This is a genomic window from Patulibacter ginsengiterrae (genome assembly GCF_056269115.1).
In genome coordinates, this window is sequence record NZ_JBWDOG010000020.1 from 39541 (window position 1) to 59045 (window position 19505).

Sequence of the window (19505 nt, forward strand, 5' to 3'; positions counted from 1 at the left end):
CTGATTCCGGGGCCAGCGGGTCGTCCACTCGTGTCGACGGCCAATGCAACCGTCGGTAGGGTTCGGCCATGCCCGGACGCCGTTCGTCCCACCCCGCGCCTCCGCCGCGGCTCGACCCGCGGGGGAGGGTGGAACGCCGCGCGCTCGCCGCGCTGGGCGCGACCGGAGGCCCGGAGAGCCGGGTCCGGGTCGGACGCCGGATCCGCCGCGAGGACCAGATCCTCGATGCGCCCACGCAGGCGATGCTCGAGCTGCGCAGGCGGATGCACTACCCGGCCTGGCACGAGCAGGCGGTGCCGCAGGCGCGCGAGACGCTGCGGCACGAGGCGCTGGTGGCCGCGGGGCGGACGATCCCCGTCGCCTCGGTCGAGGACTTCGAGGTCGACGGCGCGGTCGGTCCGCTGCCTGCCCGCCTCTACCGGCCCGGGGGCGTCGCGAATCCGGCCCTGACCTGGCAGCCGACGGCCGCCGCGCTGCCGATGCTGATCTTCTTCCACGGCGGCGGCTTCGTCCTCGGTGACCGCGACTCGCACGACGCGCTCTGCCGGATGCTCTGCCGCAGCGCCGGGATCCTGGTCCTGTCGGTCGAGTACCGCCTCGCGCCCGAGCACCCGTGGCCGGCCGCGCCGGACGACGCCGACGCCGCCTGGCGGTGGGCTGCGGCCAACGCTGCCGCACTCGGTGCGGATCCGGAGCGGCTGGCGGTCGGCGGCGACAGCGCCGGCGGCAACCTCTCGGCGATCGTCGCCCAGACCGCTGCCCGCGAGGAGGCCGACGGCGGCCCGTCGCTGGCGATGCAGCTGCTGCTCTACCCGGCGACCGACTGGTCGACGGAATACGCCTCGCGCACGAGCTTCGGGAGCGGCTTCTACCTCGAGAAGGCCTCGATGGACTGGTGCGAGCGTCACTACCTCGGGGATCCGAACCGCCCGGACATGCCGGATCCTGCCGACCCGCGGGTCTCGCCGCTGCGGGCCGACGATCTCTCCGGGCTCGCGCCGGCGCTGCTAGTGACCGCCGGCTTCGATCCGCTCCGCGACGAGGGTGAGGCCTACGCCGCTGCCCTGGCGGCCGCTGGGACCCCGGTCCTGGCCCGGCGGATGCCCGACCTGATCCACGGCTTCGCCAACACGCTCGGCGTCGGGCGCCGGCCGCGGGCGGCGATGCTCGAGATCACCGCCTTGATGCGGGGGATGCTGGAGATCGCCCCGGCGACCCGGGCTGCGGCCCGCGGTGCGGCCGGCGGCGCGACGAAGGCGGCTCGGCCCGTGGAGGCGGCGCCCGTCGCAGCGCCGGAGGTGGCGGCCGCCGCCGACTGACCCGGACCGGTCCCGCGCAGGACGGGCCTGGATCCGACGCCGTCGGCAGGGCGGGCGGCCGCGGTCGTTCGAGGGCCCGCGGCGTCATCGGCCGGGCCCTCCGCCGGCCGCCTCCGGCGTCCCGTTGGCACTCATCGTGTGAGAGTGCCAACAGTGGGGGGTCTGTCTGGCGACGAGCGTCCTATACTGGACAGGCCATGCCCCTCTACGAGTACCGCCGCCCCGACGGAACGACCTTCGACGTTCTGCAGAAGTTCGCCGACGATGCGCTCACGCACGACCCCGACAGCGGCGTGCCGGTCCAGCGCGTCCTGAGTGCGCCGGCGATCCACTTCAAGGGCAAGGGCTTCCACAACACCGACTACGGGACCAAGAAGCGCCCGGTCGGCGGCGCGGCCTCGGGCTCGAGCGAGAGCAACGGCGGCTCGTCCGGAAGCGGTTCGGGGGACTCGTCCTCCTCGTCGTCGTCGGACTCCGCGGCTTCGTCGTCCTCGTCGTCGTCCGACAGCGGCTCGTCGTCCTCGAGCTCGTCCGACGGCGGCAGCAAGAAGCCTGCGGCCAGCACCGGCAGCAGCGACTGACGCCCGACCGGCGGTCCCGGCGAACGTGCCGATCTACGAGTACCGACGGCCGGACGGGAGCACCTTCGAGGTGCTCCAGAAGTTCGCCGACGAGCCGCTGACCGTCGACCCCGAGTCCGGTGAGCCGGTCCGGCGCGTGCTGCACGCGCCGGCGATCCACTTCAAGGGCAGCGGCTTCTACACCAACGACGTCGGCACCGCGAGGGGCAACCGCGAGCTCGAGCGGGCGGCCGAGGCCGGCGCCGACGCGCACGACGACAAGATGCGCCAGCAGCGCGAGGCGCGGGCGAAGGCCGTCGCCGCGCCGCCGAAGCGGCCGAAGCCGCCGCGGGCGTCCTAGCGGGCCGCAGAGGCCCGCGGGCGACCGCTACTCGTCGACGGGCCGCCGAGGTCCGCGAGCGACCGCTACTTGTCGAACTTCCGGCGGGCCCGCGCGATCTCGCTGGGGGAGATGACCAGGCCCTGACCGCCGTCGGCCGCCTGGCCGTAGCCCGAGGGCTTGAGGACCGCCGAGGACCCGCCGCCGGGCAGGAACTGGCTGATCGCCACGCCGAGCAGCGAGAAGCCGGACATGTCGGTCTGGACCGCCTGCGGGGCCTTCCAGGCGATCAACGGCATCCGCAGGAATCCGACCGGGGACAGCACCCGGCTCTTCATGCCGCTGAGGATCTGCTGCTGGCGCTGGGCGCGGTTGAGGTCGTTCTGGCCGGCGTCGCAGCTGTTCTTGCGGACGCGGGCGAGGGCGAGCGCCGCCGTCCCGTTGAGCCGGTAGGTCTCGCCCTTCTTCAGCCGGAAGGAGGTGCCGCCGGTGTGCTTGGCCTTGCCGACCGTGACGCCGGCGCGGGGCTTCGCGGCGCCGCCGCTGACGTCCGAGGTCAGGCAGGTCTTGGCCTTGTAGTTGATCCCGCCCATCGCGTCGACGAGCTCCGGGAAGTTCTCGAAGTCGATCGTGACGACGTGGTTGACCTCGATCCCGGTCAGCGACTCGACGGCGTTGACCGCGCCGCGGGCCCCGTCGAAGGCGTAGGCGGCATTGATCTTCTGGAGGCCGTGCCCGGGGAGCGAGACCAGGGTGTCGCGCGGGATCGAGAGCTTCGCGTTGGAGAAGCCGCCGGTCCGGAGCAACATGATCGTGTCGGTCCGCGAGGCGCCGCTGCTGCCCTCGGCGCCGGGCTCCTTCGAGCCCGGCGGGCGCGCGTCGGTGCCGAGCACGAGCACGTTGGTCGGCGTGAACGGGGCGCCGCCGCCACCGAGCACGGCGTCGACGGATCCGGTCTGCTGGTGGATCGTCGCCGAGACGACGAACAGCACCAGCGAGAGGGCGACCCAGCCGACGACGAAGGTCAGGCCGTAGCGGAGCAGCCGCTTCGGCAGGCTCCGCTGGGAGCGTCGACGGCGGCGCCGCTCGCGGCGGTCGCCGGGCGGCGGCTCGCCGTGGTCGGGCGCGTCCTGCCCGGCGCCGGCCGCGCGGCCACGACCGATCCGGCGCTGGGCGCGATAGACCGTGTAAGGCGGATCGCCCTGTCGGCCGCTGCCCGACGGGGTGTCGTCCCGCTCCGGTCCGCTCCGGGCGTCGTCGTCCCGCGCCGCGCGCCGGGGCGCGCGACGGCCTCCGCCATAGACGGTGTAGGGCGCGTCGTCGTCCGGGGACGAGCCGGACGGCGCGTCGTCGTCGGGGCCTTGCATCAACGGGATATGGTGGCGCGCGTGCCGGCGCGCTGCGTCATCGGGGTCGATCTGGGCGGAACCAAGCTGCTTGCTGGGCTCGTCGACGAGCGGCTGCACGTGCTCCGCCGGGCCTTTCGCCTGGCCCCTCGATCGGACGATCCGGAGGACCTGCTGCGGCTGGTCGTCGACGAGGTTCGCGAGCTCGTCGCCAGCAACGAAGCGGCCGGGCGCCCGATCACCGGGGTCGGCGTCGGGATCCCCTCGCTGATCGATCGGGCCCGCGGCGTGGCGGTCTCGACGGTCCACCAGCCGCTCGACGGCGTGCCGGTTCGGGACCTGTTGCAGGATCGCCTGCAGCTCCCGGTCACGCTCGACAACGACGCCAACTGCGCGATGCTCGCCGAGTGGCGGGGAGGGGCGGCCCAGGGCTGCTCGGACGCCGTGCTGCTGACGATCGGCACCGGCATCGGGAGCGGTGTCGTGGCCGCGGGGCAGCTGCTGCGGGGTGCGACCGGCGCGGCCACCGAGCTCGGCCACATGGTCGTCGACTTCGACGGTCCGACCTGCCAGGGCGCGTGCACCAACCGCGGCTGCCTCGAGGCGCTGGCCTCCGGGACGGCACTCGGTCGCGAGGGCGAGCGGCTCGCGGCCGACCACCCGGAATCGGCGCTGGCGCGGTTGCGGGCGGAGGGGCGGCCGATCAGCGGTCAGGCGGTGGTGGAAGCGGCCCGCGACGGCGACCGGACTGCCGGAGCGGCGGTCGAACGGGTCGGGACCCTGCTGGGCGTCGGGATCGCCAACGCGATGAACATCTTCAATCCCGAGGTCGTCCTGATCGGTGGCGGGGCCTCGGCGGCGGGCGAGCTGCTGCTCGCGCCGGCACGAGCGGAGGCGCGACGGCGGGCGCGGCCACCGTCGAACCTGGCGCGGGTCGAGATCGCCCGCTTCGGGGCCGAGTCCGGGATGGTCGGCGGCGCGGTGCTGGCCCTCGAGGAGCTGGAGCAGGCCGGCACCCGCTGATGGCTCTCGGGCTGCGACGGTACACGGCATGAGCGAGACGGCGACCGAGGTTCCCGGGCGGCTGGTGGTCTGTGCGACCCCGATCGGGAACATGGACGACATCACCGCCCGGGTGCTCGACGCGCTGCGCAGCGCGGACGTCGTCGCCTGCGAGGACACCCGCCACACCCGGGGCCTGCTCGACCGCCACGGCATCCGCACCCATACGGTCAGCCTCCACGAGCACAACGAGCTGGCCCGGTCGGCGGAGCTGCTCGACCGGATCCGCGCCGGCGAGCGGATCGCGCTCGTCTCCGACGCTGGGATGCCGGTGGTCAGCGATCCCGGGGGACGACTCGTCGCCGCCGCCCGCGACGCCGGTCTCCCGGTCGAGGCGCTGCCCGGCCCGAGCGCGCCGGTGACCGCGATCGCGACCGCGGGGATCCCGGCCGACCGCTGGCGGTTCGTCGGCTTCCTGCCGCGTCGCGCCGACGATCTGGTCGCGCTGCTGCGCGACCCCGACGTGACCGTGGCCTTCGAATCGCCGAAGCGGCTGGTGGCCGCGCTGCGCGCGATCGCGGCCGAGGACCCGGACCGGATCGTGGCCGTCTGTCGCGAGTTGACCAAGCTCCACGAGGAGGTCGTGCGAGGCCCGGTGGCCGAGGTCGCCGAGCAGTTCGCGGCGAGCCAGGTCCGCGGGGAGGTGACCCTGGTCGTGGCCGGGGTGGTCGAGCAGGTCGTCGCCGACGTCGGCCTCCGACGGGCGGTCGACGCGGCCCGGCGCCTGGTCGACGACGGTGCCCGCGCCCGGACGGCGTCACGGGTCGTCGCCGAGCTGACCGGGGTCGGGGCCAACGACGTCTACCGGGCGCTCCACACCGAGCAGGAGTGACCGCCGGCCCGTCCCGATCGCGGTGACGGCGGTCGGGCGATGGCACCGGCTCGCCCGGCGACCGTGGGCGAGCACAGACCGCTGCGCCCGGTCGCTTGGCCCCGGGGCGCGATCGTCCGGCCCAGGCTCAGGCGTGCGCCGGCTCGGGGCCGGACTCGGCCGCGAGCGCCTCGCCCGCCGGGCGCCGCGGCACCCGAAGGACGAAGACGGCGATCACGAGGCCGACGACTGCGAACAGTGCCGCGACGCCGAACGCGTTGGTCATCCCCTCGGTCAGGGCGTGCAGCGCCTGGTCGTGGGCGGAGCCTCCGGCGACCGGATCGGTGCTCGCGGCGCGGCGTCCGCTGGCGAAGACGTTGACCAGGATCGCCACGCCGAGCGCTCCGCCGGTCTGCTGCATCGTCTGGAGGACGCCGGAGGCCGCGCCCGAGTCCTGGGGCGCGACCGAGCTGAGGATCATCACGGTCAGCGGCATGAAGCACATCCCGCCGCCGATCCCGAACAGCGTCATCGGGCCGAGCAGGCCGCCGAGGTAGCTGGAGTCCGGGGTCAGCTGGGTCAGCCAGAGCAGCCCGGAGGTCACGAACAGGAGCCCGATGATCAGCGGGGTCCGCGGCCCCGTCCGCGGCAGCACCCGCGGCATGATCCGCGAGAGCGTGAAGATCCCCAGGGTCAGCGGCAGGAACGCGATCCCGGCGACGAGCGGGGTCAGGCCGAGCACGTCCTGCAGGTACTGGCTGAGGAAGAAGAACATCGAGAACATCGCGCCGGCCAGCAGCAGCATGGTCAGGATCGCCCCGGCTCGATTGCGCGAGGCCAGCAGTCGCAGCGGCAGGATCGGCTGCGAGGCGCGGGTCTCCTGGAGGATGAACAGCGCGATCAGCGCGACCGCGGCGGTGAAGCTGACGACCGCGGTGCTGTCGCCCCAGCTGGTCGACGCCACGCGGATGAACCCGTAGACCAGGATCCCGATCCCGAGCGTGCCGGTGATCGCCCCGCCGAGGTCGAAGCGGCCGCGGTGGCGCTCGGACTCGGCGATGAAGCGCGGGGCGAGCAGGACCAGCGCGATCCCGAACGGCACGTTGATGAACATGACCCAGCGCCAGGAGACGGTGTCGGTGAGGATGCCGCCGAGGATCAGGCCGATCGAGGCGCCGACGGCCGAGACCGAGGCGAACACGCCGAGGGCGCGGTTGCGGGCGGGGCCCTCCGCGAAGGTGGTGGTCAGCAGCGAGAGCGCGCTCGGGGCGGCGAAGGCGGCTCCGGCGCCCTGGACCGCCCGGGCGGCCAGCAGCCACCAGCTGGTCGTGGCCAGGCCCCCGACGAGCGACGCGAGCGTGAAGACGCTGAGGCCGACGATCAGGACCCGACGGCGGCCGATGATGTCGCCGGCGCGGCCGCCGAGCAGGAGCAGCCCGCCGAAGGCGAGCGTGTAGGCGTTGACGACCCACGACAGGTCGGTGGCGGAGAAGCCGAGGTCACGCTGGATGTTGGGCAGCGCGATGTTGACCACGCTGGCGTCGAGAACGACCATCAGCTGGCAGATGACGATCACCGCGAGGGCGACCCCGAGGTGACGCGGAGGGCTGGGGGCGGCGGACTGGGCGCCGCCGGATGTCGGTACGGAACGGGTCGACATGACAGATTCGGGCTCCGTGGTGGAGAATGGGGTGGCCGCGGGACCAGCCGCGACCGACGAACAGCTATAAGTGGAGGGTGCCTCCGCTTACTCGGCGCAGAAGCTTACGGAGGGATCCTCCGTTTTGCAACCCAACGTTCGACGCCGTACGTCCTGACGCCCATGACCGCCACCAGCTCCGCCGACGAACGCCCGCTCCGCGCCGACGCGCAGCGCAACCGCGACCGGCTGCTGGAGGCCGCCGTCGAGACGTTCGCCGAGCACGGGGTCGACGGCTCGCTCGAGGCGGTCGCCCGGCGCGCCGGGGTCGGGATCGGGACGCTCTACCGCCACTTCCCGACCCGCGAGGCGCTCGTCGAGGCGATCCTGCGCCAGCGGTTCGAGCGGCTGGCGCTGCACGCCAGCGAGCTGCGGTCCGCGTCCGATCCGTTCGACGCGCTGCGGGAGTGGCTCCGCGACCTGCTCGTCCACGCGGCGACCTTCAAGGGCATCGCCGGGTCGGTCAAGGAGACGATGCACGACGAGCAGTCGCCGCTCGGAGCGGCCTGCAAGGCGTCCCACGACGGCTGGCGCGACCTCCTGGCCCGGGCCCAGGAGTGCGGTCTCGTGCGCCGGGACGTCGAGCCGATGGACGTGCTGCGGCTGGCCTACGGGATCGCCTGGATGGCGGAGCAGGCGCGCGACGAGCCGCGGGTCGAGGAGATGCTCGGGCTCGTCCTCGACGGGCTCCGGCCCGTCTCCGCCTGACCCGCCGGCGCGGTCCGGCCCGTCTGGCCGGGTCTCCGTCTGGCCCGTCTTCGCCTGGTCCGCGCGGCCGGCGCTCGCCGGGCTCGCGCCGCTCGTTCATCATCCGTCGGCGGACCGGTGCCGCGATCCGGTCGCTCAGAGCGCGTCGGTCAGCTCGCCCAGCCGCTCGGTCAGGCGCAGGTTCTCGCGGTAGTCGACCGGACAGGCGATCACGGTCACCCCGTCGCTGGCGAGTCCTTCGCGGAGCGCGGGCAGGAGCTGGTCGGCGGCGGTGATCCGGACCCCGTGCCCGCCGAAGCTCTCGGTGAACGCGACCACGTCGGGGTTGCCGAACTTGACCGACGTCGCTCGGCCCAGCTCCAGCTTCATCTTCCACTCGATCAGGCCGTAGCCGTCGTCCTCCCAGACCAGCACGCAGAGCGGGATCTGCTCACGGACGGCGGTCTCCAGCTCCTGGGCGTGCATCAGGAAGGCCCCGTCACCGGTTGCGGCGAGGACCTTCGCCTGCGGCCGTGCGAGCTTGGCCCCGAGTGCGCCCGGCAGCGCGAAGCCCATCGTCGAGAGCCCGTTGGAGAGCAGGCAGGTGTTGGCGGCGTAGGTCGGGTAGAGCCGGGCCATCCACATCTTGACCGCACCCGTGTCGGCCAGGACGATGTCGTCGCGGCCGAGCGCGGCGCGCGTGTCGGCGACGATGCGCTGGGGAGAGAGCGGCACGCGGTCGTCGCCCTCGCCGCGGCGCAGCTCCTCGGCGAGCAGCTCCGAGGCGTGGCAGCGGGCTTCGATCGGGGCCTCGTCGTGGCCGGCCATCGGGCTGTCCTCGAGGCTCTCCGTCAGCAGCGTCAGCGAGCGGGCGATCGAGCCGTGGAGGCCGACGGTGACCGGGTAGTGGCGGTCGACCTCGGCCGGGAACCGGTGGATGTGGACGATCGTCGCGTCGCCGTCGGGGTTGATCTTCTTCGGGTCGAACTCCTGCAGCTCGTAGCCGACCGCGAGGATCGTGTCGGCGCTGTCGAAGCCGAAGTTGACGTAGTCGTGGCGCATGAAGCCGACCGCGCCGAGCGCCAGCGGATGGTCGTCGGGGAAGACGCCCTTGCCGTGGAAGGTCGTCGCGACGGGGATGCCGCTCTGCTCGGCGAAGGCCACGAGCGCCCCGGTCGCGCCCTCGCGCGCTGCGCCGTGGCCGGCGACGATGATCGGCTTGCGGGCGGCGTGGAGCACCTCCAGTGCCCGGGCGATCTGGGCGTCGTTGGGCTCGTTCGGGCGGACGCGGTCGATCCGCAGCGGCGTCAGGTCGTCGGGAACCTGGGCGCTCTCGATGTCCTCGGGGATCGCCAGGTAGACCGCTCCGGGGCGCTCGGTCTGGGCCGTCTTGAACGCCTTGCGGACGATCTCCGGCAGCGACTCCGGGGTCGGGACGAGCGCCGACCACTTGGTGATCGGGGCGAACATCGAGACGAGGTCGACGCTCTGGTGGGACTCCTTGTAGGAGCGGTCGCGGCCGACCTGGGCCGAGAGCGCGATCAGCGGGGTGCTGTTGGTCGTCGCGTCGGCCACCCCGAGCTGGAGGTTGATCGCGCCCGGCCCGAGCGTGGCGGAGCAGACGGCGGCCCGCTGCGTCAGCCGACCGTAGATCTCGGCCATGAACGACGCCGCCTGCTCGTGGCGGACGAGCACGTACCGGATCGGGGAGTCCCGGAGCGCATCGACGAAGTGGATGTTCTCCTCGCCCGGGATCCCGAAGACGTACGCGACCCCCTCCTGCTCGAGGCAGCGGACGAGAAGCTGGGCGGCGGTCACGCTCATGGGGACACTCCGGTCGGGACGATCTGGCGAGTCTAGCCCCGGTGCAGGATGGGCTTGGCGGGTGACGCGGGGCTCGTCGTCGGAGCTTCTCGCTCGTGGTTCGCCGTCGGCCGTGGACCGGTGACGAACCGCCGTCATCCGCGTCGAGGGCGTGCCGATCTGGTGCCGATCCAGTGCGTTCGGCCACGGACCCGACGGCGCGTCCTACGGTCGCCTGGTGGTCGATCTCCCGCTGCTCCTCGTCCCCTCGTCCGGCCCGGTCGCCGCGCACTTCTCCTACGGTCGCGGGCATCCGTTCCGCGCGGGTCAGCGGCGCACGCTCGGGTTCGCGGCCGCTCCCGGCTCGCGGGTCGTCGCCGCGTGTGGGGGACCGGTCAGCTTCGCCGGGCGGGTTCCCGGTGGCGGGGCCGTGGCGGTGCGTTGCGGTCGCTGGTCGGTGAGCGTCGGCGGCCTCGACCGGGTCGGGGTACGGGCGGGGAACGCGGTCGCACCGGGGCGGCCGCTCGGGACCGCGGCGGGTGGGGGCATCACGTTGAGCGTGCGGCGGGCGGGCGACCGGATCGGGTACGTCGACCCCGAGCCGCTGCTGCGGGCGGCACCGCCCGCGCGGCGGTTCGTGCCCGTCGGCCCGGCTCCCCGCCCGCGTCCGCTCGTCCGCGACCCGGTTCGGGTGGTCGGTCCTCGACGGCGGCCGGCGCCCGCTCCGCCGGCCGTGCCGGTCGTCGAGCCGGTCGGCGCACCGTTGCCGACGCCGGTCCGCCGGCCGGTCGAGGAAGCTCCGCCGACGCCGTCGCTGGTCTGGCTCGGCCTGGTGCTCGCCGCGCTCGGGCTGCCGGCCGCCCGGCGCGGTGGTCGGGACCGCACCGCGAGGCCCGGGTTCGGCCGTGGCGTCGCTGGCGGGATCGGTGCCGTGGGCGCCGCGCGGCCGCGGCTGGGGGACCGGTGAGGAACGCCGGCCGTCGGACCCCGGACGCCACCGCTCCGGTCGAGCCCGGAGCGCGCTCGCGTCCGGCGCTCCGCCGCCCGAAGAGCGGTCGGGCCCTCGTCATCTGCCCGCGATGGGACGACGACCCGCAGCCGGCCTGGCTGCCGGAGTGGGCGGCAGCAACAGGCCCGTGGCGGCTCGCCGGTACCCTCCAGTCCGGCATGGGCTATTCCGTCACGACCCCGATCTTCTACGTCAACGCGGCCCCGCACCTCGGCCACGCCTACTCGACGATCGTGGCCGACGTGCTGGCACGTCATCACCGCCAGCGGGGGGAGGACGTCTTCTTCCTGACCGGCACCGACGAGCACGGCGAGCCGGTCGCCAACGTGGCCGCCGAGCAGGAGATCACGCCGCAGGAGCTGGTCGACCGCAACGCTCCGCGGTTCGAGGCGATGGGGCCCGTGCTGGAGTCGTCCAACGACTTCTTCATCCGGACCTCGGACGAGCGCCACAAGGCCGCCGTCCAGGAGATCCTGACCCGGGTCAAGGACAACGGCTACGTCTACGAGGGCGAGTACGAGGGCTGGTACTGCCCGAAGTGCGCGGACTTCAAGACCGAGTCGGAGATCGCCGAGGGCAACACCTGCCCGATCCACGGGATCGCCCTGATCCGCGAGAAGGAGACCAACTGGTTCTTCCGGCTCTCCGCGTTCCAGGAGCCGCTCGAGCAGCTGTTCGTGGAGCGGCCCGACTGGGTCGTGCCGGCGGTGCGCCGGAACGAGGCGGTCGCGTTCATCAAGAACGGCCTCCAGGACGTGTCGCTGAGCCGCAACGGGATCACCTGGGGCGTGCCCGTCCCGTGGGATCCGGAGCACGTCTTCTACGTCTGGTGGGACGCGCTCCTCAACTACGTGACGGCCCTGCGCTTCGGCCGCCCGGGCGAGGACCTGTCCGAGAGTCACTGGCCGCCGGTCCACGTGATCGGCAAGGACATCCTCAAGTTCCACAGCATCTACTGGCCGGCGCTGCTGATGGCCGCCGGACTCGAGGTCCCGCGGAAGCTCCTCGTCGGCGGCTTCCTGCTCGTCGACGGCGCCAAGATGAGCAAGTCGAAGGGCAACGTGCTCGACCCGTTCGACGCGATCGAGCAGTACGGCGCCGACGCGGTCCGCTTCTACCTGCTGCGCGAGGTCTCGTTCGGGCAGGACGGGTCGGTCTCGCTCGACGGGCTCAAGCTGCGCTACGAGACCGAGCTGGCCAACGACCTCGGCAACCTCGCCTCCCGGAGCATCGCGATGGTCCGTCGCTACCGCGACGGCGTGACCCCGGCCTGTGAGGTCGACGCGGAGATCGCGGCCTCGTTCGCCGGGCTCGAGGCCGAGATCGCGACGCAGCTCGACGACGGGCAGATCAGCCAGGCGCTCGAGACGATCTGGGAGCGGGTGCGGCGGCTCAACCGCTACGTCGAGGAGCAGGCGCCGTGGAAGCTCGCCAAGCTCGAGACCGCCGAGGACGCCGACCCCGCGGATCTCGACCGCGTCCTGCGGACCCTGATCGAGGGTGTCCGGGTGCTGGGCGTGCTGCTCCACCCGTGGCTGCCGGAGAGCACCGCGACGCTGCTGGAGGCGCTTGGCGCCCCGGACCTCGCGTGGGACGGGGCTCGCCTCGGCGCGGGAACGATCGGCATGATCGCCGAGCTGCCGCCGCTGTTCCCGAAGGACCGGGCGGCGGCTGCGTGAGTCCGGTCGCCGAGGACCGCCGCGGCGGAATCCGATGATCGACAGCCATACCCACCTCGACTCCTGCGAGCCGAGCAACGACGAGCTGGTCGGGAACGCGCGTGCGGCCGGCGTGCGACGGATCCTGACCGTCGGCATGGACGCCGAGAGCTGCCGCACGGCGTTGGCCGCGGCCGACCGGTTCGACGAGGTCTGGGCCGCGATCGGGCGCCATCCCAACGCCGCCAACGGCTACGACGAGACGGTCGCCGCGGACCTCCGGACGCTGGCTGCCCACCCGCGCTGCGCGGCGATCGGCGAGACCGGCCTCGACTTCTTCCGCGACCACACGCCGCCGGACGATCAGCGGGCCGCGTTCCGCGACCAGATCGAGATCGCCCGCGAGACCGGCAAGCCGTTGATCATCCACACCCGTGCCGCCGACGACGAGTCGATCGCGACCCTCCGCGACCACGCCGCCGACGTGACCGTGGTCCTGCACTGCTTCTCGATGCCGGACCGCCTGCACGAGTGCCTGGCCGAGGGCTGGTACGTGTCGTTCGCCGGCAACGTCACCTACCCCAAGAACGCCGACCTGGCCCTCGCGGCCGCGGCCGTCCCGGACGACCGGATCCTGGTCGAGACGGACGCCCCGTACCTGACGCCCCAGTCCCGGCGCCGGGAGCGCAACCAGCCGGCGAACGTGACCGAGACCGCGCGCTTCGTCGCCGAGCAGCGTGGCCAGTCCTACGAGCAGCTCGACGCCGCGGTCACGGCCAACGCCGCGCGGGTCTTCGGGTGGGGCGCGTGAGCGCCGAGGAGCGGCCGGAGGCCGCCCCGTCCGAGCCGCGCAGCCAGCCGAGCATCCGGCGGATGCGGGAGCACGGGATCCGCCCGCGCCACGACCTCGGACAGAACTTCCTGGTCGACGACAACATCCTCGGCGTGATCGCCCGGCTCGCCGAGCTGCGCGACGACGACGTCGCGCTCGAGGTCGGCGGCGGGCTCGGGGTCCTCAGCGAAGACCTCGCCGCTCGGGTCGCGGCCGTCCACGTCGTCGAGCTCGATCGCAACCTCGAGCAGCCGCTGCGGGAGGCACTCGAGCCCTACCCGCACGCCCAGCTGCACTTCGCCGACGCGGTCAAGCTCGATCTCTCCACGCTCGATCCCGCGCCGACGGTGGTGGTCTCGAACCTGCCGTACGCGGTCGGGGCGACGGTGATCCTGCGGACGGTCGCCGGCCTGCCGACGGTCGACCGCTGGGTGGCGATGATCCAGCGCGAGGTCGGCGAGCGGTTCGCCGCCCAGCCGGGCACGAAGGCCTATGGCGCACCGTCGGCGCTGGCCCAGCTCTCGTGCGACGTCCGCGTCCTGCGCGCGATCTCGCGCAAGGTCTTCTCGCCGGTGCCGAACGTCGACAGCGTCCTGCTCGGCCTGAAGCGGGTCCGGCCGCCGGCCCCGAAGCCGGTCCGCGACCTCGTCAACGGGGCGTTCCTGCACCGCCGCAAGGCGCTGGCGCGCTCGGTCTCGCTTGCGCCGGGGGCGCCGAAGGACCGTCGTGATGCCGCCCGGATCGGCTTGGAGGCGGTCGGACTGCCGCTCGACGTCCGCGCCGAGCGGGTCTCCGCGCTGGCCTTCGGCGACCTCGCCCGGGCGATCGCGGTCGCCGAGGGCAACGACCGGCTGGTCGCCGAGATCGACGCCTGGCGGGCCGCGGGGTGAGCGCGGCCGGCTTCGCGGGCTGCCGGACCGTCGCCCCGGCGAAGGTCAACGCGACCCTCGTCGTCGGCCCGACCCGTGCGGTCGACGGCCGGCACGAGCTGGTCTCGGTGATGCAGTCGCTGTCGCTGGTCGACGATGTCGTCCTGCGGCCCCGTGCGGCGGACGAGCTCCGGCCCGAGGGCGTCGAGCCCGGAGCGGACGACGTCCGCTGCCCCGGGGTCAGCGGCGACAACCTCGCCCTCCGGGCGCTGACCGACTTCCGGGCGGCGACCGGCTGGGACGGACCGCCCGCGACCATCGAGATCACCAAGCGGATCCCGGTCGCCGCCGGGATGGCCGGCGGCTCGGCCGACGCGGGGGCGGTGCTGCGGTTGGCGGCCCACGCCAGCGGCCTCGGCGACGGCGTGCTGCTCCAGCGGCTGGCGGCCGGGCTCGGGGCCGACGTTCCGCACCAGCTGGAGCCTGGTCTGGCGGTGGCCGTGGGCGCGGGCGAGCAGCTCGTCCGCTGCGCCGGCGTGCTGCCCGGGGCCGTCGTCGTCGTCCGGGCCCAGGCCGGGCTCTCGACCCCCGCGGTCTACCGCCGGGCCGACGAGCTCGGGTCCCCTCGTGACGGGGCGGCGCTGTCCGGCTGGCGGGAGCGGATCGAGCAGGCTCTGACCGGTCCCGCCGGGCCGGCGCTGCCCGAGTCGCTCTGCGTCAACGACCTCCAGCCCGCCGCGGTCGACCTCGCGCCCGTGGTCGGCGAGCACCTCGAGCGGCTCCTCGGCACCGGTGCCGCACGGGTGATGGTCTGTGGATCGGGACCGACGACCGTCGGCTGGTTCGACGGGGCCGAGCAGGCGGAGGCCGCGGCCGCAGGGCTGCGTGCCGACGGCCTCGACGCCCTGGTGGCGACCCCGACGGCGGGCGCTCCCGTCGTCCCGATCGGGCCGTCCGCCACGTGAGTGCGGTCGCCGCCCTGCTGCCGGTCGTGAGTCCGCCGCTGGCGCAGGTCCATCCGCTCTGGATCGGGCTGCTGATCCTCGCGCCGATCGCGTTCTGGTTCGCGCGGCGGCGCGGCGCGCTTCCCTCGTGGGGGCTGCCGGCGGTCATCGTCGCGATCGCGGCCGGGATCGTCTTCGGCTTCGGGTTCGTCGAGATCCCCACGATCGAGGACCTGCCCCTGCAGGAGTGGGTCGGCAAGGTCGGGAGTGCGGTCGGCGCATGGGCCTACCTGATCGTCGGGGTGCTCGCCTTCGCCGAGACCGGGGCCTTCGTCGGCCTGGTCGCCCCGGGCGAGACCTTCGTGCTCTTCGGCGGCGTGCTCGCCGGGGAAGGCACCCTGGACTACGTGACCCTGCTGGGGATCGTCTGGCTGATGGCGTTCCTCGGCGACCTGGCCAGCTTCTACCTCGGGCGCCACCTGGGACGGTCGTTCATCGAGCGGCACGGCCCCCGGATCAAGATCACCCCCGACCGCCTGGTCCAGGTCGAGGGCTTCTTCGACAAGCACGGCGGCAAGGCCGTGATCATCGGCCGTTTCATCGGCTTCGTCCGGGCGATCGCTCCGTTCCTGCTCGGCTCCGGGGGCGTCACCGCCCGCCGCTTCATCCCCTATTCGATCGTCGGCAGCGGCCTCTGGGCGGCGCTGTTCGTGACCCTCGGCTACGTCTTCTGGCAGAGCCTCGATCAGGTGCTGGCCTGGGCCAAGCAGGGCGCGTTCGCGTTCGGCACGCTGATCGCGCTGGTCGTCGCCGCCTTCGTGATCGCCCACTGGCTCGGCGAGGCCGAGAATCGCGAGCGGGCGCGCGGCTGGCTCCAACGGGCCGCGACCACCCGCGCCGGACGCCTGGTGCTCGCCGTCTGGCGACCGCTCTCCGGTCCGGCGCACTTCGTGTGGGGCCGGCTCACCCCCGGCGGACTCGGCCTCGAGGTGACGACGCTGGTCGCCGTGGTGGCGGTCGGAGGCTTCGCCTACGTCGGGCTCGACGGCGTCATCGACGACCATTCGCCGACGCACACCGACCGCCGGCTGTTCAGCTGGACGGGCCACATCCGGATCGCTCCGGTCGAGGACGCCGCGCAGGTCGGGCTGATCCTCGGGTCGCCGCTGGTGGTCGGGCTCGCGAGCATCGTCGCGGCGCTGTTCCTGGCCCGCCGCCGGCACATCGGCACCGGGATCACGCTGGTGATCGCGGCCGCGCTCGTCCTGCTCGGCAACGCGTTGGCGCACGCGGACGCCAGCCGCCTGGACCCGAGTGGCGGGCTCGATCTCCTGACCGGCTCGCCGCCGCCGTCGACGGTCGCCGGCGCCGCGGTGGTCTGGGTCGCGATCGCGGTCGCGCTGACGCCCTCGGTGCGACGGGTCCCGGGGCGGATCGGCCTGACCGGCCTGGCCGTGATCCTCGCCGCCCTGATCTGTTGCGCGCCGCTCGTACTGCGGGAGACGTACCTCTCCGACGTGCTCGCGAGCGCCGGTCTCGCGGCCGCGATCGCGGCGCTCGTTGCCCTCGTGGCGCTCTTCGTCTCCCACCTGCGCCAGAATCCCCAGGGATGAGTGGCGGATTCGTGACGTACTTGGTCGGCGGTGTCGGCGCGCTGATCGCGGTGGTCGCGGTCGTGGCGCTCGTCTTCGTGCCCGTGGTGCGGATCTACGCGACCTGGTGGCAGCGGATGGCAGCGGTCGTGCTGGCCGCCGTCGTCGTCGGTGCGTTCGCGATCGGCGGCGTCTACGGCGGCCTCGCGTTCGTCGACCGCTTCCTCAGCTGAGCCCGAGCGACCCTCGGGTCGCCTCGCCGCGGATGGCCGTCGTGTCGATCGATCCGACACGATCGAAGGGGAGCAACCCGTCCTCAGGCGTCGGGTCGACCCACGCTCGGTCCTCCACGCGGACGCTCAACCGACCATCGGTGGATCCAGGCGGCGGCGCGTCGTGGTGGTTTCCGGGGATGGCGTTCGGGGCGGGAGTCTGCCGCCCGGGAGGCCTTCCTGGCGTCCCGCGGGGGAGGGGCCGCGCGCCGGTCGCCGGGAGGGGGCCGAGGGAAGACGATCACCGGGCAGTACGATTCGCCTGTGCAGCAGCCCGACCCGCAGGTCGCCAGTGACGCCGGGCCACTCGCCGCGATCGCGGAGGCCGTTGCGTCGGGCGCCGGGCTCCCGGCACTCGCTCGCTCCGTGGCCCGCGCCCTCGACGCCGGTCTGGTCGTCACCGATCGCGGTGGTGCGGTGCTCGCCGTCGCCGCCCGATCCCGCGACGAGGAGCGCCGCCTGCTCGCCGCCCGCGGCGACCTCGAGAACCTGCCCCTGACCGTCGCGGGGGAGACCGCCGGTGGCGCCGTCCTCCAGCACCGCGGTGAGCCCGACCCCGGGATCCTGGCGCTGGTCCTGACGGTGCTCGCGCTCGAGGTCGAACGGGTCCGCGCTCCCGCTCGCGCCAGCCAGGAGGAGTCGGCGACCTTCTGTGCCGAGCTGCTCGCCGGAGACTTCACCGACGGGGCGGCGATCGTCGAGCGCGGTGCCGAGCTGGGCCTCGACCTGGCGGAGCCGACCGGGGCCCTGGTCGTCCGCGTCCATCCGCACGTGGCCGGCGACGAGGGGTGGCGCGCACGGGCCCTGGCCGCCGTCGAGCGTGGCGCTCGCGCCGTCAGCCCGTCCTCGCTGGTCGGAGCGCTGGCTCGTGGCGGCCCCGCCTGCGAGGTGGCCGCGCTCGTGCCGGCCGGGAGCGAGGACGCGATCGCCCGGGCCGCCCAGGCGGCCTTCACCGAGCTCGACGGCGTGCTTCCCGGACACGCCGTCTCGGTCGGCCATGGCCGCCCGAGCGAGCTTCCGGGCGACCTGCCGCGGGCGATGCAGGAGGCGCTGCTCGCCTGCAACGTCAGCGAGGGCGATCCCGGCTCGGCGGTGCTCGGGTTCGAGGAGACGGGGGCCTACCGGCTGCTGCTCTCGGCGATGAGCGAGAACCCCGACGAGCTGCGGCGGTTCTACGCCGAGACGATCGAGCCGCTGGCCGCCTACGACGGGCAGTACGAGACCGACCTCGTCGGCACCGTGACCGCCTACCTCGACGCCGACGGCTCGGTCGCCGCCGCCGCCCAGCGGCTGTTCACCCACCGCCACACCGTCCGCTACCGGCTCGAGCGGGTCCGCGAGCTCTGCGGGCTCGACGTGACCTCCAGCGACGGGCGCGAGCGCCTCAGCCTGGGACTGAAGGCGATGCGGGTGCTCGGCCTCGGCCAGCACGACGGTCCGACGCTCGGCGAGCGTGAGCCGCGGCCCCGCCGGGCCGCCAGCGGCAACCGCCGCACGGCCCGCTGAGGTCGGCCCCGAGCACAGGCTCGGCTCCCGGCCCCCTCGTGTCGGTCGTCGCGTCCCCGGTGGCAGACCCACTCGGCGCCCGGCCGCGGGTCGACGCTGCGCTGACGTAGCATCGGCCGCCATGTCGCTGCGGATCGGAATCGTCACCGGATCAGGCACCTACCGGCTGCCCGGTCTCGAGTCCGGGAGTCGGCGGGACGTCGAGACCCGCTACGGGCGGGTGCCCGTGACGGTCGGAACGGTCGACGGGATCGAGATCGTCCACCTCGCGCGGCACCGCGACGACCACGAGCTGGTCTCGCACCAGGTCAGCCATCAGGCCAACGTGACGGCCTTCCAGCAGCTCGAGGTCGACGCGGTCCTCGGGGTGACGGTCTGCGGCGCCTGCGATCCGGAGGCGACGCTCGGCAGCCTGATCGTCTTCGACGACCTGCACTTCCTGGGCAACCGGCTCGGCGACGGCAGCATCTGCACGTTGCACGACGCACCCGGAGCACCCGGTCGCGGGCACTGGGTCTTCGAGCAGCCGTTCAGCCCCGAGCTGCGGCGGGCGCTGCTCGACGGTGCGGCGGCCGCCGGGTTGGAGGTCGCCGACGGGGGCTGCTACGGCCACGTCGACGGTCCGCGCTTCAACACCCGGGCGGAGATCCGCTCGCTGCGCGCGGTCGGGGTGACGGCGGTCAGCCAGACCGCCGGGCCGGAGACCGTCCTGTTCGGCGAGGCCGGCATCCCCTACGCCCTGATCGGCTTCCAGACCGACTACGCCAACGGCGTCAGCGAGGTCGCCACGCCGGTCGCGACGCTGATCGAGCTGATCGCGCGGAGCACCGAGCGGTTCGGTGCGGTCCTGCGCGAGGCCGTCCCGCGGGTGGCCACGGCGCCGCCCGCCGCGGTCGGGACCTCGCTGGCCTGGGACTGAGCGCGTACGCCACGGTGGGCGAGCCGCACGCCGGCGCCCGCCCGGTACCGCGGGTCGCGAGTCGCCCTTCGACGGACGTACGGGCGAGCGCGTCGCGCACGGTTGCGGCATCCTGTGGGGGACCAGTGCTGGGGAGTGGTGTAATGGCAGCACGGCGGCCTTTGGAGCCGTCAGGTCAAGGTTCGAATCCTTGCTCCCCAATTCCGGCCCGCGCGAAAAGCGCCTGCAGGCGGGCGTTCCCCGGTCCCGGCAGCCCGGCCCTCGTGACATCGTCCGC

At 73.7% G+C, this 19505-nt stretch carries 18 protein-coding genes and 1 tRNA gene; 16 read left to right on the forward strand and 3 right to left on the reverse strand.

Translation table 11 applies throughout. The features are described from left to right. The first annotated feature begins 68 nt into the window (after window positions 1–68). From ACVUH9_RS19600 to ACVUH9_RS19610, 3 genes are all read left to right on the forward strand, one after another. On the forward strand, window positions 69–1319 hold the full coding sequence (locus tag ACVUH9_RS19600) for an alpha/beta hydrolase (RefSeq protein WP_475760011.1): 1251 nt from the start codon (window positions 69–71) through the stop codon (window positions 1317–1319). Window positions 1320–1516: 197 nt separating this feature from the next. Continuing rightward, entirely contained in the window at window positions 1517–1900 is a 384-nt protein-coding gene (locus ACVUH9_RS19605) for an FmdB family zinc ribbon protein (RefSeq protein ID WP_475760013.1), read from the forward strand. Between the two features lie 25 nt (window positions 1901–1925). After that, complete coding sequence (locus ACVUH9_RS19610) at window positions 1926–2240, forward strand: FmdB family zinc ribbon protein (RefSeq protein ID WP_475760015.1); 315 nt, start codon at window positions 1926–1928, stop codon at window positions 2238–2240. Between the two features lie 65 nt (window positions 2241–2305). Here the strand turns inward: ACVUH9_RS19610 and ACVUH9_RS19615 are convergent, their stop codons facing one another. After that, window positions 2306–3586 (reverse strand): LCP family protein, encoded by a 1281-nt coding sequence (locus ACVUH9_RS19615; RefSeq protein WP_475760017.1) that lies wholly within the window; start codon window positions 3584–3586, stop codon window positions 2306–2308. 21 nt (window positions 3587–3607) lie between these two features. Here ACVUH9_RS19615 and ACVUH9_RS19620 point away from each other — a divergent pair, with 21 nt between their 5' ends. Together ACVUH9_RS19620 and rsmI are read left to right on the forward strand one after the other, a co-directional pair. After that, window positions 3608–4588 (forward strand): ROK family protein, encoded by a 981-nt coding sequence (locus ACVUH9_RS19620; protein ID WP_475760019.1) that lies wholly within the window; start codon window positions 3608–3610, stop codon window positions 4586–4588. A gap of 28 nt (window positions 4589–4616) precedes the next feature. Next, window positions 4617–5459: a 16S rRNA (cytidine(1402)-2'-O)-methyltransferase gene (gene rsmI, locus ACVUH9_RS19625; protein ID WP_475760021.1), complete on the forward strand. Its 843-nt coding sequence runs from the start codon at window positions 4617–4619 to the stop codon at window positions 5457–5459. 127 nt (window positions 5460–5586) lie between these two features. On the opposite strand, the gene ACVUH9_RS19630 is transcribed toward rsmI, so the two are convergent. After that, window positions 5587–7098: an MFS transporter gene (locus ACVUH9_RS19630; protein ID WP_475760023.1), complete on the reverse strand. Its 1512-nt coding sequence runs from the start codon at window positions 7096–7098 to the stop codon at window positions 5587–5589. A gap of 162 nt (window positions 7099–7260) precedes the next feature. Between ACVUH9_RS19630 and ACVUH9_RS19635 the strand changes: the two genes are divergently transcribed. Then, complete coding sequence (locus ACVUH9_RS19635; RefSeq protein ID WP_475760025.1) at window positions 7261–7845, forward strand: TetR/AcrR family transcriptional regulator; 585 nt, start codon at window positions 7261–7263, stop codon at window positions 7843–7845. Between the two features lie 135 nt (window positions 7846–7980). Here ACVUH9_RS19635 and ACVUH9_RS19640 read toward each other — a convergent pair whose 3' ends face one another. Continuing rightward, window positions 7981–9648 carry an acetolactate synthase large subunit gene (locus tag ACVUH9_RS19640; RefSeq protein ID WP_475760027.1) on the reverse strand — a complete coding sequence of 556 codons (1668 nt, stop codon included), beginning with the start codon at window positions 9646–9648 and terminating at the stop codon, window positions 7981–7983. Window positions 9649–9865: 217 nt separating this feature from the next. On the opposite strand from ACVUH9_RS19640, the gene ACVUH9_RS19645 reads away from it, so the two are divergent. From ACVUH9_RS19645 to ACVUH9_RS19690, 10 genes are all read left to right on the forward strand, one after another. Then, window positions 9866–10594, forward strand: a complete 729-nt coding sequence (locus ACVUH9_RS19645; protein ID WP_475760029.1) for a hypothetical protein — start codon at window positions 9866–9868, stop codon at window positions 10592–10594. A gap of 200 nt (window positions 10595–10794) precedes the next feature. Beyond that, complete coding sequence (metG, locus tag ACVUH9_RS19650) at window positions 10795–12315, forward strand: methionine--tRNA ligase (protein WP_475760031.1); 1521 nt, start codon at window positions 10795–10797, stop codon at window positions 12313–12315. Between the two features lie 34 nt (window positions 12316–12349). Next, window positions 12350–13105, forward strand: coding sequence for a TatD family hydrolase (locus ACVUH9_RS19655; protein ID WP_475760033.1), 756 nt, complete (start codon window positions 12350–12352; stop codon window positions 13103–13105). Then, a complete protein-coding gene (rsmA, locus tag ACVUH9_RS19660) occupies window positions 13102–14016 on the forward strand; it encodes a 16S rRNA (adenine(1518)-N(6)/adenine(1519)-N(6))-dimethyltransferase RsmA (RefSeq protein WP_475760035.1) in 915 nt (304 codons plus the stop codon). Before ACVUH9_RS19655 ends, rsmA begins: the two co-directional genes overlap by 4 nt. Beyond that, on the forward strand, window positions 14013–14960 hold the full coding sequence (locus ACVUH9_RS19665; protein ID WP_475760037.1) for a 4-(cytidine 5'-diphospho)-2-C-methyl-D-erythritol kinase: 948 nt from the start codon (window positions 14013–14015) through the stop codon (window positions 14958–14960). The genes rsmA and ACVUH9_RS19665 overlap by 4 nt, the downstream gene beginning before the upstream one ends. Next, window positions 14957–16552 (forward strand): DedA family protein, encoded by a 1596-nt coding sequence (locus ACVUH9_RS19670; protein WP_475760039.1) that lies wholly within the window; start codon window positions 14957–14959, stop codon window positions 16550–16552. Before ACVUH9_RS19665 ends, ACVUH9_RS19670 begins: the two co-directional genes overlap by 4 nt. Next, window positions 16549–16764 (forward strand): hypothetical protein, encoded by a 216-nt coding sequence (locus ACVUH9_RS19675; RefSeq protein WP_475760041.1) that lies wholly within the window; start codon window positions 16549–16551, stop codon window positions 16762–16764. The genes ACVUH9_RS19670 and ACVUH9_RS19675 overlap by 4 nt, the downstream gene beginning before the upstream one ends. A gap of 303 nt (window positions 16765–17067) precedes the next feature. After that, on the forward strand, window positions 17068–18309 hold the full coding sequence (locus tag ACVUH9_RS19680) for a PucR family transcriptional regulator (protein WP_475760043.1): 1242 nt from the start codon (window positions 17068–17070) through the stop codon (window positions 18307–18309). Between the two features lie 121 nt (window positions 18310–18430). After that, the gene (locus ACVUH9_RS19685; protein WP_475760045.1) at window positions 18431–19228 is read left to right on the forward strand and encodes an MTAP family purine nucleoside phosphorylase; all 798 of its coding nucleotides are present in this window, start codon (window positions 18431–18433) and stop codon (window positions 19226–19228) included. 129 nt (window positions 19229–19357) lie between these two features. Further along, window positions 19358–19429: transfer RNA gene (locus ACVUH9_RS19690), tRNA-Gln, on the forward strand. Window positions 19430–19505: the final 76 nt, after the last annotated feature.

Bases quoted from the DNA above. Each gene is read 5' to 3' on its own strand.
- ACVUH9_RS19600 (WP_475760011.1), top strand. From the start codon at position 69: ATGCCCGGACGCCGTTCGTCCCACCCCGCGCCTCCGCCGCGGCTCGAC.
- ACVUH9_RS19605 (WP_475760013.1), top strand. From the start codon at position 1,517: ATGCCCCTCTACGAGTACCGCCGCCCCGACGGAACGACCTTCGACGTT.
- ACVUH9_RS19615 (WP_475760017.1), bottom strand. From the start codon at position 3,586: ATGCAAGGCCCCGACGACGACGCGCCGTCCGGCTCGTCCCCGGACGAC.
- rsmI (WP_475760021.1), top strand. From the start codon at position 4,617: ATGAGCGAGACGGCGACCGAGGTTCCCGGGCGGCTGGTGGTCTGTGCG.
- ACVUH9_RS19630 (WP_475760023.1), bottom strand. From the start codon at position 7,098: ATGTCGACCCGTTCCGTACCGACATCCGGCGGCGCCCAGTCCGCCGCC.
- ACVUH9_RS19635 (WP_475760025.1), top strand. From the start codon at position 7,261: ATGACCGCCACCAGCTCCGCCGACGAACGCCCGCTCCGCGCCGACGCG.
- ACVUH9_RS19640 (WP_475760027.1), bottom strand. From the start codon at position 9,648: ATGAGCGTGACCGCCGCCCAGCTTCTCGTCCGCTGCCTCGAGCAGGAG.
- metG (WP_475760031.1), top strand. From the start codon at position 10,795: ATGGGCTATTCCGTCACGACCCCGATCTTCTACGTCAACGCGGCCCCG.
- ACVUH9_RS19655 (WP_475760033.1), top strand. From the start codon at position 12,350: ATGATCGACAGCCATACCCACCTCGACTCCTGCGAGCCGAGCAACGAC.
- ACVUH9_RS19675 (WP_475760041.1), top strand. From the start codon at position 16,549: ATGAGTGGCGGATTCGTGACGTACTTGGTCGGCGGTGTCGGCGCGCTG.
- ACVUH9_RS19685 (WP_475760045.1), top strand. From the start codon at position 18,431: ATGTCGCTGCGGATCGGAATCGTCACCGGATCAGGCACCTACCGGCTG.